Annotated in this window: 11 protein-coding genes; 4 read left to right on the top strand and 7 right to left on the bottom strand. The window is 39.3% G+C overall.

All coding sequences use genetic code 11. From position 1 onward, the window contains the following. Positions 1-128: 128 nt before the first annotated feature. Positions 129-1,181 (bottom strand): efflux RND transporter periplasmic adaptor subunit, encoded by a 1,053-nt coding sequence (locus PALPR_RS13585; RefSeq protein WP_013446226.1) that lies wholly within the window; start codon positions 1,179-1,181, stop codon positions 129-131. 62 nt (positions 1,182-1,243) lie between these two features. Beyond that, the gene (locus PALPR_RS13590) at positions 1,244-2,581 is read right to left on the bottom strand and encodes a TolC family protein (RefSeq protein ID WP_013446227.1); all 1,338 of its coding nucleotides are present in this window, start codon (positions 2,579-2,581) and stop codon (positions 1,244-1,246) included. 445 nt (positions 2,582-3,026) lie between these two features. Here PALPR_RS13590 and PALPR_RS15560 point away from each other — a divergent pair, with 445 nt between their 5' ends. From PALPR_RS15560 to PALPR_RS13610, 4 genes are all read left to right on the top strand, one after another. Further along, positions 3,027-3,485, top strand: coding sequence for a MarR family winged helix-turn-helix transcriptional regulator (locus PALPR_RS15560; protein WP_013446228.1), 459 nt, complete (start codon positions 3,027-3,029; stop codon positions 3,483-3,485). Between the two features lie 62 nt (positions 3,486-3,547). After that, the gene (locus tag PALPR_RS13600; protein WP_245544417.1) at positions 3,548-4,612 is read left to right on the top strand and encodes an efflux RND transporter periplasmic adaptor subunit; all 1,065 of its coding nucleotides are present in this window, start codon (positions 3,548-3,550) and stop codon (positions 4,610-4,612) included. Between the two features lie 120 nt (positions 4,613-4,732). Next, positions 4,733-7,885 carry an efflux RND transporter permease subunit gene (locus PALPR_RS13605; RefSeq protein ID WP_013446230.1) on the top strand — a complete coding sequence of 1,051 codons (3,153 nt, stop codon included), beginning with the start codon at positions 4,733-4,735 and terminating at the stop codon, positions 7,883-7,885. Positions 7,886-7,907: 22 nt separating this feature from the next. Further along, positions 7,908-9,326 carry an efflux transporter outer membrane subunit gene (locus PALPR_RS13610; RefSeq protein WP_013446231.1) on the top strand — a complete coding sequence of 473 codons (1,419 nt, stop codon included), beginning with the start codon at positions 7,908-7,910 and terminating at the stop codon, positions 9,324-9,326. Positions 9,327-9,414: 88 nt separating this feature from the next. On the opposite strand, the gene PALPR_RS13615 is transcribed toward PALPR_RS13610, so the two are convergent. The 5 genes from PALPR_RS13615 to PALPR_RS13635 form a co-directional block, all read right to left on the bottom strand. Next, entirely contained in the window at positions 9,415-11,757 is a 2,343-nt protein-coding gene (locus PALPR_RS13615; RefSeq protein WP_013446232.1) for a TonB-dependent receptor, read from the bottom strand. Positions 11,758-11,988: 231 nt separating this feature from the next. Continuing rightward, a complete protein-coding gene (locus tag PALPR_RS13620; protein WP_013446233.1) occupies positions 11,989-12,750 on the bottom strand; it encodes a LytR/AlgR family response regulator transcription factor in 762 nt (253 codons plus the stop codon). Next, positions 12,747-13,163, bottom strand: coding sequence for a LytR/AlgR family response regulator transcription factor (locus PALPR_RS13625; RefSeq protein WP_013446234.1), 417 nt, complete (start codon positions 13,161-13,163; stop codon positions 12,747-12,749). The genes PALPR_RS13620 and PALPR_RS13625 overlap by 4 nt, the downstream gene beginning before the upstream one ends. Positions 13,164-13,196: 33 nt before the next feature. Then, complete coding sequence (locus PALPR_RS15565) at positions 13,197-16,178, bottom strand: PAS domain S-box protein (RefSeq protein ID WP_272867153.1); 2,982 nt, start codon at positions 16,176-16,178, stop codon at positions 13,197-13,199. Continuing rightward, positions 16,175-16,693 (bottom strand): PAS domain-containing protein, encoded by a 519-nt coding sequence (locus PALPR_RS13635; RefSeq protein WP_013446236.1) that lies wholly within the window; start codon positions 16,691-16,693, stop codon positions 16,175-16,177. The genes PALPR_RS15565 and PALPR_RS13635 overlap by 4 nt, the downstream gene beginning before the upstream one ends. Between the last annotated feature and the right edge of the window lie 96 nt (positions 16,694-16,789).

Genomic DNA, 16,789 nt, shown 5'->3' on the forward strand with positions numbered 1-16,789 from the left:
TTAATGTTTAAGTTGATTAGGTTATCAGGATATTAAGATTGCAACAAAGGTATTGGGCTAAGTTTATTATTCTCCACGAGAGTTTAATATTCTTAGTTCAGCCATATAAGTTGCCGGACTTAGTATCTTTACTTGCTAAGCTCTACCTTGCAGCTGTCTACGAGGTTAATCTGTCCTCCGGTAATTACTTTTTCGCCTTCCCGTATTCCGTTTAAGACTTCAATTTGTGAACCGTTGCTTCGGCCAATGACTATCTCACGTAACATAGCACGACCGTTTTCCACTACATAAACCTGTGGTTTCTTTGCAGAACCAAGCAGAGCCGTACGAGGAATTGAAAGTGCAGATACACTCAGGTTCTTTTCTAACGATACATTGCCATACATACCGGCTTTGAGTGGATTCTTGGCTCGGTTTGGTACCCTTATTTTTACTACATAATTGTGTGACTCATCACCCCGGGTTGATACGTATTCTATCTTTCCGTGATACACTTCACCCGGATACATTTCTGTGGTAATACTCACTTCATGTCCGGTAGAAAAATAAGCGATATCCGATTCAGGTACGTTTACTTCCAGTTTAAGCGATGATACATCGGTTAGTCGTCCTACAGGCGACATGCCTACAACAGAACCAATTTCTACATTACGCTGTGTGATAGTGCCGGAAAAAGGCGCAATAAGTTTACATTTTCCGATAGAAATTTCAAGCTGGCGCAATTGCGATTCAGCACTTTTCATTTGTAAATAGCTGGCATCAAGTTGCATTTTTGTCACACCTTCGCTCGACGATGAATTCTTAAAGCGTTCATAGTTCGTTTTTGAATTCTCATAGCTGGCTTTGGCTGCAATCAACTGCGACTGAAGCAAAGCATCATCTACCTGAAGAAGTACTTTGCCAGCTCCGACTTGTTGACCCTCCGTAAAAAATACCCCTTTTACTTCACCCGCACCCTGTGGAGTTAGTTGAATTTCACGGTTTGGGGCAAATGTTCCTGAATAACTGAATGAATAGTCGAATGCAGCTTTCTCAATAGTTTTCGACTGCACCACCACCGATTTGTTTAAATCAGGTATGAAAGCTTTACTTTTGGCTACTTTTGCATTTCCGGCCAGTTGGTATCCTATTGCACTAATCACAACTAAGGCGATAAGTGCTGCTATAATTTTGTTTCTCATCTGAATAATATTCCTTTATAGAAGTTTATATTGACTTTTTTTCTCTGAAAATAATGTGCTGATTAGTAAGATTTGCTGAGAGAACCATTCGCTTTTTTTAGTTCAATCTCTGCCAAACGTAGGTTTATCAGCGCTGTGCTGTAATTATTACGGGCGGTGGTTAGTTCATTCTGAATTTGGAGAATGTCCGAGAGTGAAATCAATCCGTTACGATATTCGGTATCCGAACTCTTAAATACATCCTGAGCTAACTCCAAACTACGTTTTGCATTATCAAACGAGTTATTGCTACTCATCAGATTATTCACTGCATCCGACATTTCTTTTTCCGCCGATTGCCTTAGCAATTCATAATTGTTTTGAGCTTTCTGTACCGCAAAATTCTTTTGTTTTACCTGATTGTACCGACTTAAGCCACTAAAAACCGGAATTTTTAGTTGCAGAGCAATATAGCTGCTTTTGATCCAGTTATCGTTGATAGATTTAAACGGAGATACTTTGTTGTAGTTACCTGTAACACCATAGTTGAATACACCCGCCAGTGTTGGGTAATAGTCGGCAATAGCAGCTTTCTTGTCTAGTTCGGCCAGACTAATCTGTTCACGCACCAGTTTTACATCCGTACGGTTTTCAACATTTCCTTTACTCATAGCTTCAGATGCTTCCACCGGTTCGAAAGCTGCAACTACTATCGGCTCGGATAGCTGAACACCTAACAGATATTTGAGTAGATTATATGCTTTAGCTCCAACAAGCTGCAAGTTATTACGTTCGTTTTTCAGATTGTCGTAATTGATTTGTAACCGTTTCAGGTTGGTACGGCTTATAATTTCGTTTGCCTGAAGTATTTTACTTGTATTTAAAAGTTTTTCAAGTCTTACAATGTTGGTGTCTATCATATTCAGGTTTTCCTGTACAACCTGAAGGTTATAATACACCGCAGATACATTGTAAATCAGATCTTCTTTGGTTTTACTTACCTGAAGTTCTGTCATGTTTTTAGCTGTTTTGGCTGCTTTAAGCCCGATAAAGACTTTTTGGTTGTATAGCACCTGAGTTACCTGCAGCGAAGCACTGCTGGTTTGCTCAGAGCCGAAAGCAACCTCGGCATATTCTCCGGCTTTTCCTCCGAAAAATTCTGCCGGTACAAGCATTTTGGGCATCGACAGGTAATATTGATACTGTCCTGTAATATCTACAGAAGGCAAGAGACCGCTTTTAGCTTCTTTAATACGGGAATTGACCGATTTGATGTCAATTTCTCCATTCACCATTTGCAAATTATTCTTTAACGACAACCTGATACACTCATCCAGCGTTACAGTTTTTTGGGCTGACAGATGATTCTGTCCTAACAACAAAATACCCGAGAGCATTAGTAATAACAATCTTTTTTTCATATAAATCTTTTTACACCTTGAAGAAATTTTTTGATTTGCAATGTCTTCTTCAAATAAAGACGTTGGTGATGGGTTTTTACTTTAAAAAAACAACAGTTAACAAAATGGTTGTTTTTGAAATCTGACGCAAAAGTAATACACTATCAACTATTAATAAACAAAAAATCGTCGAATTGGCAGTTTTTCCCGATGAATGACCAATGTAGTATGATGAAATGGTTAATAAATGTAATAACGGAACAATGTTGTAATATCCTTATCCGGTTATATTGAACTGCATGTTTTTGAAAATGATAATCTCTTTAAAAACTTTTTTACGTCTAAAAGGTTTATTCAGATATGTATACGATTAAATTAATCAGAAATCTAAAACGTTAAACCGTTGGAGTTGGTTGCATGTGTCAATTATTGCATATACCTTTGCAAAAAATATTAATAACTGAATATGGAAACTACAAATATACCTTTAGGCATGGTCGTGGTTAGAATGCTGAAGGCAATGTTTCGAGTGTTGGAAATCAGAGTGAACGAAGAAACAGGTATTAAACTCACGATGAGTCAATTTGGGTTACTTTTTGCGATAAATGAGGAAAAAGATGAAGTAATCCTAAGAGATATTGCCGAAAAAATGGGAAAAGATAAGTCCTCTACATTAAGGATGATAGATATTTTGCAGAAGAAAGACCTTATCTGCAGAGTAGTAGATCAGAATGACAGAAGAAAGAATAAATTACACATTACCGCTAAAGGAGTGAAGCTTCTTGATGACTTTCGCAAAACTGAGATGAAGTTGAATGATGAGCTTCAGGGAGGATTATCCATCGATGATATGATGACTTTTTACAAAGTACTGGATCATTTGAAGATTGAATCGGATAAATTATTCACTTGTGTAAAAGAATAATGAGAATAAAAGTGTTGAAAATAAATAAGAAAAGTGTGTATTAAAATATTAAATGTATGAAAATGAGAAAATTTTTATTTGGGGGTGCATTACTCCTTTTGTTTTTTACTTCATGTAAAAACAAACAAGCTCAAACCAACGCTGCAGCACAGGTGAAAGCTTATCCTGTTGCAGTTATTTCTGCCAGTGATGTAGAACTCCATGCAGTTTATCCTGCCGTTTTGAAAGGCGAACAGGACATCGACATAAAAGCCCGTGTGGAAGGATATATCGATAAAATCTTTGTAGATGAAGGTGCAGTGGTTAGAAAAGGTCAGCCTTTGTTTAAAATTAATTCTCCTTCTTCCGTTCAGATGGTTGAAAATGCTAAAGCCAGCTACAATACTGCTAAACTGGATGTTGAGCGTATTCGTCCACTGGCTGAAAAAGGAATTATGAGCGATGTGAAATTATCAGCTTACCAAAATACACTGGCTTCTGCCAAAGCAACTCTTGATCAGGCTAAAGCTACCTTAAATTGGGCAACTGTTACCAGTCCTGTAGATGGTGTTGTGGGTACATTGTCATATCGTCAGGGAAGTTTAGTGACTAATGCTACTGTTTTGACAACAGTTTCTAACATATCGAAAGTTGTTGCTTATTTCTCTGTAAATGAAAAAGATCTGTTGGAACTCCTAAAAGAATTCAAAGGAAATACGCAAGCAGAAAAAATTAAAAATATGCCAGCAATCAGGTTGATGTTGTCTGATGGAACCCAATATGAAGAAACCGGACGGATCGAAACTATTTCGGGTGTAGTGGATGCAACATCGGGAGCTGTAAACTTTAGAGCTTCGTTTCCAAATAAACATGGATTATTGCGAAGCGGTTCCAGTGCCAAAGTTATAATTCCATCCGAACATAAAAGTGCAATTGTTATTCCTCAGAAGGCAACTTTTGCTCAGCAGGACAAAGTGCTTGTTTACAAATTTCAGGGAGATTCGGTGGTTCAGAAAGTTGTTCGTGTAAAAACAACTCCTGATGGTCAGGCTTATGTTGTTACTGAAGGTTTATCTTTAGGTGACAAGATTGTTACTGATGGTATTGCTACTTTGACGAACGGTCAGAAAATTAAAGAACAAAAGTAGATTAGGTAGTTACGAGCCTGCCTGCGGTAGGCAGGTTGCAAGTCTTATTCTCTGAATGTTATTTCAGAATAACATATCAGTAATTATTTATTATTACTTACTCAAATCAAATAGAAGAAAATGCTAAAAACTTTTATAGAAAGACCCGTTTTATCAACGGTTATTTCCGTTCTTTTCGTGGTGTTGGGGATTATCGGAATTTTCTCATTGCCGATAGAACAATACCCTAATATTGCTCCCCCTACGGTTAGGGTGTCTACCAACTACAGTGGTGCAAATGCTGACGCAGTACTGAAAAGTGTGATTGTGCCGCTGGAAGAGCAAATAAATGGGGTAGAGGGGATGACGTATATGACGTCTTCAGCCGCCAATGGTGGTACTGCTTCCATTAATGTCTTTTTCAAACAAGGGACTAATCCGGATATGGCTGCAGTAAATGTGCAAAACCGTGTTTCACAGGCAGCCGCTTTGCTTCCATCGGAAGTGACCAGAAACGGTGTGACGGTTCAGAAGCAACAAAGTAGTACGGTTTTGATGATTATGCTAAAATCAAAAAATCCGGATTATGATGATAAATTCATGCAGAATTACGTGAACATCAACATCCTACCACAAATTAAACGTGTGATGGGGGTGGGCGATGCAAGTGTGTATGGTGCAAAAGATTACACCATGCGTGTGTGGTTGAAACCGGACGTAATGAAATCGTATAATATCACTCCGAGTGAGGTGAATGCAGCGTTGCAGGATCAGAATATTGAGGCAGCCCCCGGCGAGTTGGGAGCTAACAGCAATCAGTCGTTTCAATACGCTCTGAAATATACCGGAAGGTTGAAAAATACGGAAGAATTTGGCAATATTATCATTCGCTCGAAAAACTCTCAGGTTTTACGTCTGAAGGATGTTGCAACGTTGGAGTTGGGCTCGGCAAGTTATTCCATCTTTACTCGCAATAACGGTGCTGAAGCAGTTGTTATGGCGATTAATCAGACTGCGGGATCTAATGCGCAGGATATTATCAAGGACGTGAAAAAAGTGATGGAGGATGCCGGGAAAAAACTTCCTAAAGGTATCAGTTACGAGTATCAAATGGATGCAAGCGAGTTTTTGAATGCTTCTATCGAGAAGGTTCTGCATACTTTGCTGGAAGCATTTATTCTGGTATTTATCGTTGTATTTTTGTTTTTGCAAAATTTCAGAGCTACGCTTATCCCGGCTATTGCTGTGCCGGTAGCAATTATTGGTACATTCTTTTTCTTACTCCTGTTTGGCTTCTCCATCAATTTGCTTACGCTGTTTGCTTTGGTGCTGGCTATCGGTATTGTGGTGGATGATGCCATTGTAGTGGTGGAGGCTGTCCATGCTAAAATGGACGCTGGTATGACAGATGCAAAAGAAGCTGCAATAGCTGCTATGGGTGAAATTGCCCCGGCCATTGTTTCTATTACCCTGGTTATGGCTGCCGTATTTATCCCCGTAAGTTTTATTGGTGGTACAAGTGGTGTGTTCTTCAAGCAATTTGGATTGACGCTGTCTATTGCCATTCTCATTTCGGCCGTGAATGCGTTAACGCTCAGTCCTGCTCTTTGTGCTATCTTTTTAAAGACTGAACATAACCCCGATCTACATGATAAAAGTTTGATTCGTCGGTTTTATTATTATTTCAATGTCGGATTTGCAGCTTTAACGGCTAGGTACAAAAAGACACTTGAGTTTTTAGGAAAGAAAAACCATCGCTGGATTACGGTTACTATTATTGTAGTGTTTACGGCTATTTTGGGAATCACAATGAAAATTGTGCCAAACGGATTTGTACCAAGTGAAGATAGTGGAAATGTGATGGGTATGATTAGTCTTTCGCCGGGTTCTTCGCTCGAGCGTACTGCTCAAGTGACTGCCAGAGTGACGAAAATAGCTGAATCTATTCCACACGTACATAATACAATCAGTCTTACCGGACTTAGCTTTACGAGTGGTATGGGAAGTTCATACGCTTCTGTGCTTATAAAGATGGATCCTTGGAATGACCGTGATATTTCGACGGGTGATGTGACTGCATTACTTAAACAGCGAACCGATTCTATCAAAGATGCCACATTTATGTTTTTCGGAACACCAACTCTTCAGGGATTTGGTATGAGCAGTGGTGTAGAATTGAAAATGCAGGACAAAACCGGCGGTAGCGTGGATAAATTCTATGGTGTAACCACCGAATTTTTGAACGAATTGCGCAAACGTCCGGAAGTAATGATGATTATGAATAGCTTCGACCCCCGTTTCCCTCAAAAGCAAATTGAAGCTAATATAGCTAAGATTAAGGATGCCGGACTTACGTTGAATGATGTTATGTCTGCCTTACAAGCTTATGTGGGAAGTATGTATGTTTCCAATTTCAACTCGTATGGTAAGCAATACCGCGTGGTGGTACAAGCTGCACCGCAGTATCGTTCTAAGTTGGATGATTTGAACGGATTGGCTGTGAAAACTTCGAACGGAGTAATGACACCAATCAGTGAATTTATCACCGTGAAAGATGTAACCGGTCCTCAAGCGTTAACGCGTTTCAATCTGTTCTCGTCAATGGATGTTACTGTTATTCCGAATTATGTAAAAGGATATACTTCCGGAGATGTGTTGAAAGCCTTGAAAGAAATTAATTTGCCGGAAGGATATGGTTATGATTTTAGTGGAATGACCCGCGAAGAAGCGAATAGCAGCAATCAAACTATTTTGATTTTTGGGTTGTGTATCATCTTTGTGTATCTATTGCTGGCGGCGTTGTACGAAAGTTACATTCTTCCACTGGCGGTATTACTTTCATTGCCTATCGGTTTGGCAGGTGTGTTTGTGTTCGTCTTTGTGTCGTTGATGGGCGGTAGTGGTATTGTGAATAATATCTACGTACAAATCTCACTCATTATGCTTATCGGTTTGCTGGCAAAGAATGCTATTTTGATTGTGGAATATGCATTGCAACGTCGTCATCAGGGAATGAGTATTGTGAAAGCTGCTGTTGAAGGAGCTACGGCTCGTTTACGTCCGATTTTGATGACTTCGCTGGCCTTTATCTTCGGATTACTTCCGTTGGCACTTGCTACAGGTGCCGGTGCGGTAGGTAATAAATCGATTGGTATCAGTGCTATTGGAGGTATGTTATTCGGTACTGTATTCGGAATATTAGTTATTCCATCACTGTTTATCATTTTCCAGAATTTGCACGAGCATTTCAGTAAAACGAAAATTGTAACGATAGACGAACATCACGAAAAATAAACATAATCACAAAAATATTGATATGTATATACAACATAAAAAAATAAGTATACGGATTTTGATGGTGATGATAATTGCCGTTGGTTTCGTTTCGTGTCGGAACTATAAGGAACTTGCTAAAGTGCCTCAGCCCGATACGAAGAATCTGGTGCGTGATGCTGTTGAGAATAGCGCGGACACTACTTCTCTGGCTACTATTCCATGGAAGAGTTATTTTCCGGATGCCAAACTTCAGACACTCATTGGTGAGGGTCTGAAAAACGGCTACAATATGAAAGTAGCTCTGACCCGCATTCAGCAAGCCGAAGCTGGTTTATATATGTCTAAATCAGCTTTTCTGCCTTCGGTAGGTGCTGCCGGCCGAGTTGATTATACCCGACTTAGTTCGGGGAAAAGAGGTACCGATGTATTCGGATATTCTTCTAATATAAATTCGCTGGGGATTACTGCCAGTTGGGAAGCTGATTTATGGGGAAAACTCAATAGTCAGACCAAATCGAAATATGCTGCTTACCTGAATACGCTTGAATACAAAAAGCTCATTCAGACAACGCTGATTTCATCTATTGCTAAGAGCTATTATAGTTTAATGGCATTTGATGAACAACTGCGGACTACGAAAGAAACCATTGTGCTCTTGCAAAAAAGCACCGAAACCTTGCAAGCGTTGAAAGATGCAGGTCAGATAACAGCTGCCGGTGTAGAACAAAGCAAGGCTTTGCTTTACAGTACTCAGCTTTCGGTTTTTGATTTGGAAAGCAAAATTCGTCAACAGGAAAATGCCATTTGCGTACTTATCGGTCGTGCACCCGGTGCGGTGGATAGGAACTATATCAACGATCAGATTATTCCGTCTAGAATGAATGGTAATATCTCTGTTCGGACACTGGCTAACCGTCCGGATGTGAAACAGGCAGAACTTTCATTGCAATCGGCTTATGCGCTCACCGATGCTGCTAAAGCTGCTTTTTATCCTACGTTTAGCATCAATACACTTTCGGTAGGATTTGCTGCTGGTGGTGTGACCAATTTTTTCAGTCCGGCGAATTTGGCTGCTGAGATTGTTGCAGGGCTGACTCAACCTATTTTTGCGAAAGGACAGTTGAAGGGCAATTTGAAAATATCAAAAGCCCAACAGGATGAAGCATTGCTTACGTTTTCGAATACGCTGTTAGTAGCCGGACAAGAAGTATCTGATATTTTGTTCAGCTACAAATCGTCGGTAAGTAAAAACGAGTGGAGAGATAAGCAAGTAGAGTCGCTTGTGAAATCGGTTGATTACACACAGGAATTGCTCAAAGCCGGTGAGGCAAACTATACCGAAGTGCTTTCGGCACAACAAAACTTGTTGTCAGCGCAGCTCAGTAAGGTAAATGATAAGCTTGATCAGTTAACTCAGAGTGTGAGTCTTTACAAAGCGCTTGGAGGTGGCGTTCAGTAAGACTACCAGAAATTCTTTATAAAATGATCCAGCCCAACTTAATATCAATTAAGTTGGGCTGGTTTTGTTTGGGGCTAATCGTTTTGTTTTATAATCCTATACCACCCTTCTTCGATCTGGTGATTTCATCGCTGTCGTCAGATTGTTTCTTCTTTACCTGTCTACCGGCATTGAATCGATAGCTTATTTCAAAAAATACAAGATTTTTGATAAGATTCAAATTCACATTAGAATACTGATAATATGACTTTGCCTGAGTCAGTGAGGACTGGTCATATGACATAAAATTGACTGGGAATATATACATTAATGAGGCATTAAGCTTTTCTTTGAGGAATGACTTTTGTAAAAATGCCAATAAAAGGTTGTTGCCAGATGAACCATATCCTTGTATCGAAACCTCGTGGCGCAACATTTTCTGATATACTACTCCAGTAACTAAACCGGTTTTTTGCATAACATAAACCAGTGTAGAATTGGCTGTGAAGTTGTTAGTGTTATAACTATCATCGAGGTAAGCCATGCGACTTTTGTTCCAGTCCAGTCTGTTTTGCCAGAAAATGGTTTTCCCAAACGGTATGGTAAAGTTTAGTGAAGCACCGTATTGTTCGTATTTATCGGCATTTACATTCTGAGTTAAGTAAAGGGCACTGTTGGTCGGATCGATACTTACATACGAAGCTAAGCTCGAATGATTGAAATTATAGTAAGGCGTAAGTGTTATAAAGTTTAGTACATTAATATCCATTGATAATGAGTGACTTATGTTGGTGCGCAAAGCAGGATTACCAATGGACCACATAAGCGAGTCCTGAGCAGTTCTGAATGGACTTAATTGATTAATATCGGGGTATCCGGCACCGACATGATATTTTGCTACGATATTAAACTTCTGACTTGGCGCATATTGGATGTTGGCATAAGGCATAATTGCTGTTCGGTTTACATCGCTAGTGCTGTTTTTCTGAGTATAGTTTTCTACTATAGCACCAGCTTTAAGGCTAATCTGTTGTATGGGTTTGTAATTCAGGTACAACGATACACGGTTTCTGTACTCGTTTTGAGTAAACGAACTTGAATTCAGTTTGTTGGTGTTTTGGTTGTAAACATTCCCATAACCAAGATCCATGTTCAATTCGGGAGAAAACTGGTGGTTGTAATTTACATTCAATCTGGCATAATTTCCGCTCAAGTCTATATTGCTGTTGCTCGAAAACTTATCTTGCTGGAAGTAATTCTGATTGTATCCACTGGAATAATTATAGCGTAAATCGGCATCTATCGAGTTTTTGTCATCGAATTTGCCTTTGTAAGTAAGGACTCCCTGCCAGTTGGTGGTGTGTGAATCAGAATTTGTTAGCGAATAACTATTGCTTGTCACAACGGAACCCAAAGAATTGATTAAATTGTATTCTGCCGAACTTTTGTCTTTGTCGCCGGAATATCTTATTTCCGCTGAGAGTGAGTGTTTCTTCGAAAGTGCATAATCCGCACCAAAGGTTATTTTGCCGTTTCTGGACCTTGAAGTTGCGTTTGGATTATTTAAGTCAAGAGGTTCAGTTGCGGTGGTAATGTTTCCGTAGCGTTTCACAAGTTCGGTGGGCACATTAAAGTTCGAACCATATATTCTACCCGAGGTATATACGTTAAGTTTCTTATAGGTGTAGGTGATATTCATATTTCCTGCATCCTGCGTTAAAACGTCGTCTCCGTTGCTTCCCACTATATCAAAAACGCTGGTGTTGGTCACAAAGGCGTCTATACCCGAGTAGTCTTTTTTCAGCACTATATTAATTACAGCAGTGTAACCGTCTGTGGCGTATTTTCCTACCGGATCTTTTATTACCTCAATCCGCTCAATTCGGTCTGAGGGAAGATTTTTAGCCATATCCTGATCTTTTTCTATACCATCTATCAGAATAAGAATTTTGGTACTTCCGTTTACACTGATTGATTTATCGTATCGGTTGTAATTTACTCCGTTAAGTTTCCCCAATAATTCCTGCGAACTCACGGTTCCCGAGCGCAGTTCTTTGGTTATATTGTAAATGTCGCGGTCTACTTTGTTGGTACGTGCACTTCCTTTTACTGTGACTTCATTTAAGAGCTTTGAATCCTCTTCCAAAAACAGTGTTCCTAATTCGGAATTATTAATCGGGGTTTCAAGAGTTTTGTAGCCGACGAAATGTATGCGTAGCTTGGTGGCTCGGTTCGGTGCAGTGATTTGAAAAAAACCTTTTGAATCTGTTATACATCCTGTCAGCAAACTGTCTTTAGCGTTAAGTAGTTCTACCGATGCAAATTCAATAGGTTGTTTGGATTGACTGTCTTTTACAAAGGCGGTGACGTCATCCGCTTTTGGGGCTGCAGCAGTGTAGCTGCTCAATGCCAATACGATAAACAAACTCAGGAGATTCTTTTTTCTAAACATAATACTTACACATTTTAAATTTTCATACTCTTTCTTTAATTTAGGCAACAAAGTTACATTAACTTGAATAAAAATTCAAGCTTTTTCTGTTGAACATTGTAAATTGATGGATGAATGACTAATATTCAGTTTTAAATAATCTCAATTTTTTGTCACAATGCAGTGGTAATTGAAGATGTTTTGGCTGTAATTTGAATACCTGGGATTAAAACGATTTATTGAGCAGTCTGTTCATTCTCCGTCCATCCATTGTTTAAATTCAGGCACTTTTTCTATACTGACAAACAAATCTGTATCTGCCGGAGGGTTTAATACTACTTTCAATCTGCTTTTGGGGTATAGAACGACTTTATCTATTGCTTTTAATCCCACAAAATATTGCCGGTTGATGCGGAAAAATTCTTTTGGGTTGAGCATTTCGCGCAAGTTATCCAGACTGTAATCTACAGAATACTGGCTTTTGGACTGCATTACCACAAACGTAATACCCGATGTGGAAAAAAAGTAAGCGATATCGGACACACTGATGGATTTTAGCTTGTCACCAACAGTCACCATAAACCGTTCGCGGAAGGCGGGTTTGTTGTCCGACAGTATTTTGCGAAGATCAATCGGGTTAATAATCATATTTCCCTCTTTGTTCCAGTTGAGATATTTCTCTACCGCTTTGCACAACTCATCCTGATTGATGGGTTTTAGCAGATAATCGATGCTGTTGAGTTTAAAAGCTTTGATAGCATATTCATCAAAAGCAGTGGTAAAGATAATTTTAGACTTAACTTCTACTTGCTCGAATATGGCAAAACTCAGGTCGTCCTCAAGTTGGATGTCGAGAAAAATCAAATCGGGGTGTTCATTTTGAGTAAGCCATATTACAGATTCTTTGACCGATTGTAGTTTAGCCACTACCTGTATGTTGCTGTCACATGCGTAGAGCAGGTTTTCGAGTCTGCGTGCTGCAAACTCCTCATCTTCAATAATAATTGTTCTCATAGATGGGTAGCATTAGTTATTTCGTTGAAAATATGAGCATCGACAGGTTTCTCGTTTGTGGGTTTATTTCTGTATTTCTCAATCATATTCACTAAGTCAGCTTGCGTAATTGGCTTGAGCATGAAGTCAATTCCCTTAAGCTGAAATGCTCGGGTGGCGAGTTCGTCGGTTGCAGTAGTGAAAACGATAGCACAACTTATGGGAACTTCCTGAAAAATAGCGAAACTTAAATCATCTTCCAGATGAATGTCCAAAAATATAAGGTCAGGGTGCTCGTTGTTTTTAAACCAATCTATTGACTCTTTTACCGACTCCAGTTTGGCAACCACCTCTATCGTTGAATCATATTCATTTATCATATTCTTGAGTCTGCGGGCTGCAAACTCTTCATCTTCAATAATTACTATCTTCATTTTGTGTGTTTTACTCTTTGTTATCTGTCTTATTTATTCACAAACCAGCGGGACTTTTGCCACAAAGTGTTTATCGGTTTTAGCAAATGTGGGTATGGTATTATTCAGTAGTTTGTATCTGTTTTCTATATTTTTTAGCCCAACACCTGTCGATACCAGTTGCGATGGTCTTTCTTGCAAGTTGTTGATAATGTTCAGATTATTGTCAAAGTCAATAAATATGTCTATGATCAGCGGTTCTGCTTTTGACATGGTATTGTGCTTGATCGCATTTTCAATCAGAAGTTGCATGGCAAGCGGAATAATACGGTCGTTCCGACGTTCTTCCGAGATATTGATGTTTACTCTGAGTTTATCAATAAATCGAATATTCAGCAAGAAAATGTAAGCATCAAGGAAGTTTAGCTCAGTCTGTAAATCAACCAGTTCGTTGTCCTTGTTTTCAAGCACATAGCGATATACTTTCGATAGTTGTTCCGAGAATTTTTCGGCCAGATCGGGTTCCAGTTTGATAAGTGAAGTCAGCACGTTGAGGCTGTTGAACAGAAAGTGTGGATTAACCTGCTGCTTAAGTACGTCGTATTGCGATTGCAGGTTTTCTTTTTGGAGGTTAATTAATTGGGTGCGGGCTTCCGTAAGGCGTTTTGAGCTTTCTTTTACCCGTTTTTCCAGCTGGCTGTTCAGCTTTTCGAGTTCTGTTTTGGCGTGTTGTAACTCGTGTTCAATTTTCAATCGCTCTGTAATATCGCGTATCACTATAAAACCGGCCGGAGAACCATTGTAGTTGGAAGTGCGGGCATTAAGCTCGACGGTTATCATTTTTTTATCTTTCCGAATAAATTTGCTTCTGAGAATGTTGCTGAACTGTTCGCCTTTCATGCGTCGGTTGTGAAATTCAGCAAGTATTTCATGATCTTTGTTGTCGATATATTTCAGAAAGGGCTTTTCTTTAAGTTCGTCGAGCGAATATCTCATGATGTCGCACATGGTCTGATTGGCAAATTTCAGAAAGCCATCTTGTACAATAACAATTCCATCTGTAGCATTCTCTATCAATGTGCGGTATTTTTCTTCGCTTTCTTCAAGCTGTTTCTGCATGAGTCTTGTCTGGGTCAAATCATGTACTGTAATATAACTTACTGTTTGTCCATTGAGCTCCAATACTGAAGAGTAAACATCAGCGTCAATTTCTGTCCCTTTTTTCGTTCTGAATTTGAACAGGTCATTAAGCGTTTCTTTGTTGCCGCTCTTCCGAAGTTGGTTCACTCTTTTGGCTTTTTCTACATCTTCGTTGGCAATCAGTTTTACCGCTTCTAATGTATAAAGTTCTTCTAAGGTATATCCCAGCATGTTGCAAAAGGTGTTATTTGCAAATAATATATCATTGTCAACAACGATAATAATTCCATCCTGCGAGTTTTCTATTAGTGCTTTGTATTTCTCTTCGCTTTCGCGCAAGGTAATTTCCAACGCTTTCCGTTCGGATATATCAACGAAAATACCTCTTGAGCCGGTAACTGTTCCGTTTTCAATAATGGTTGTTCCGTAGATAATTACCGGAATCTCTGTTCCATCGGGGCGGCAAATAGTATATTCTACAGGCGGAGATACAATGGGTTCCAGCTTCCCATTATGTTCTTTGGTGCGTCTTGACTCTTCCGAGAGTTTTGATATCATTACTTCTCGATCAGCCGGTTTAAAATAAGAGAAAGCGGGTCGACAGTCGAAATCGGGTTTTTCCAGCCCTATCAGTTTCAGTCCTGTCTGGTTCATATAGGTAGGTATTCCGTTCACATCCAGTTCGTAAACGGCTAGTGGCAGCATTTCGGCCAATTCGTGATATCTTAATTCGCTTCTGTACAGCTCATTTTGTATGCGTTTATTCTCTGTAGTATCCTGTATGGAGAAAAAACCGGCTTTATCTCCCTGAAAATCGATGATGGATGCTGTAATCTCGCATTCACTCACTTTTCCCGATTTTCCTACCAGCCGGATAGATTCATTGATGGTGACATTGTTTTTAAACCGTCGTTCGTCCCCTATGTATTTGGCTTTATAATGATCCTGTGGATGTATTATTTCAATTGGGGATGTAGCGTGTAGCTCTTTAACAGAGAAATCCAGCATTTTACCTATCGTGTTGTTGGCGAAAAGTATTTTATTCTCGCGGATAATCAGAATTCCATCCTGCGAATTTTCTACTAAGGTTTTATACTTCTCCTCACTTTCACGCAAGGCATTCTCCATTGTTTTACGTTCAGAAATGTCAATGATGATTCCCCTGAATCCAATTACTTTATTATTTCCGTAAATATAGTTAAGGTATATGAGTACCGGAAATTCAGATCCATCTTCGCATTTTGCAGTGTATTCTACCGGAATAGCTACCGGTTCCTGCTCGGCAATAAAATCCATGCTCTTTAGTCGTTCAATTTCAAGCTTGAGATTTTCTCTTACTAAAATACTGTCGGAGTTAGAAAAAAATGACATAGCCGACGGATTTGTATCTAATCTTGCATCAAAATTAAACAGTTTTTTTCCAGCGTGATTGATATATTTTATATGTCCTCCCAAATCCAGCTCATATACTCCAATGGGGAGCATCTCCGTTAGTTCGCGATATTTTTGCTCGCTTTTTTTTAGCTCCTGTTCAAAACGGTTGTGTTCGGTAACATCGTGAATGGTATAGAATGCAGCCCAGTCACCTTCGAACGGTATCATGGTAGAAGTAGCCTCACATTCTTTTATTTCTCCATTGTGTGCAATTAGTCTCAATGTTTCGTGTATCGTGGATGTGTCACCGCTTCTTCGTAGCTCATTGATAGCAACTATTTTATATCTGTCATCGGGGTGTACTATATCGCCTTGATGCTCTGTGAGGCAGTAACCCATCATATTGCAAATCGTATCGTTAGCGTACAGCACTTTGAAATTGCGAATAATCATGATCCCATCATGTGAATTTTCCACCAGCGTTTTGTATTTTCCTTCACTTTCGCGAAGGTCAGACTCTATTTTTTTCTGTCGGAAACATCCTGCTGAATGATGATATAACCTTCCAGATTTCCGTTGTCATCTTTAAAAGGTGATGATACGGTGGTAGCCCAGTAGGTAGAGCCATCTTTTTTGTAGGTTTGCATTTCGCCTTCCCATTTCTCGCCGGCTATCATGCTTTTTACAATTTCCTCGCGCGGCTCGGTATAATCAGTCTGGGAAAAGATCTCGGTAACAGATTTACCAATTAATTCGGCTTTCGAAAATCCGGATAATTTTTCGTAGCCAGGATTAACATATTCAAAGCAGAAATTTGTGTCAAGAATGAATATGGCACCCGGCGTTTGTTCAAATACCAATCGAAGCTTTTTAAGTTCTTTGATTTCAAGGGCTAAATTATCTTTGTCGCTTTCAGTGCTTTTGTTTTTTACCAATTCTAGATTAGAATTTCGGACAAAAGCTGTAGTTTTAAACAAAGAAAGTATTTGCTGTTTAAGCTTGCCGGAACCTGTTTTTCTGTTGTTGGTGTTATCCATACTATTATGTTGGTTGTTAGCTTACAAAGATATAATAAACTTCATTTGCAGCAATCTGTTTATGATTGAATCCTGCGTTTTGAGTAATGAGCGGCT

It is taken from the genome of Paludibacter propionicigenes WB4 (genome assembly GCF_000183135.1).
Lineage (GTDB): Bacteria > Bacteroidota > Bacteroidia > Bacteroidales > Paludibacteraceae > Paludibacter > Paludibacter propionicigenes.

Coding starts and splice junctions, on each gene's coding strand:
- PALPR_RS13585 (WP_013446226.1), bottom strand. CDS start 1,181: ATGAGAAACAAAATTATAGCAGCACTTATCGCCTTAGTTGTGATTAGT.
- PALPR_RS13590 (WP_013446227.1), bottom strand. CDS start 2,581: ATGAAAAAAAGATTGTTATTACTAATGCTCTCGGGTATTTTGTTGTTA.
- PALPR_RS15560 (WP_013446228.1), top strand. CDS start 3,027: ATGGAAACTACAAATATACCTTTAGGCATGGTCGTGGTTAGAATGCTG.
- PALPR_RS13600 (WP_245544417.1), top strand. CDS start 3,548: ATGAGAAAATTTTTATTTGGGGGTGCATTACTCCTTTTGTTTTTTACT.
- PALPR_RS13605 (WP_013446230.1), top strand. CDS start 4,733: ATGCTAAAAACTTTTATAGAAAGACCCGTTTTATCAACGGTTATTTCC.
- PALPR_RS13610 (WP_013446231.1), top strand. CDS start 7,908: ATGTATATACAACATAAAAAAATAAGTATACGGATTTTGATGGTGATG.
- PALPR_RS13615 (WP_013446232.1), bottom strand. CDS start 11,757: ATGTTTAGAAAAAAGAATCTCCTGAGTTTGTTTATCGTATTGGCATTG.
- PALPR_RS13620 (WP_013446233.1), bottom strand. CDS start 12,750: ATGAGAACAATTATTATTGAAGATGAGGAGTTTGCAGCACGCAGACTC.
- PALPR_RS13625 (WP_013446234.1), bottom strand. CDS start 13,163: ATGAAGATAGTAATTATTGAAGATGAAGAGTTTGCAGCCCGCAGACTC.
- PALPR_RS13635 (WP_013446236.1), bottom strand. CDS start 16,693: ATGGATAACACCAACAACAGAAAAACAGGTTCCGGCAAGCTTAAACAG.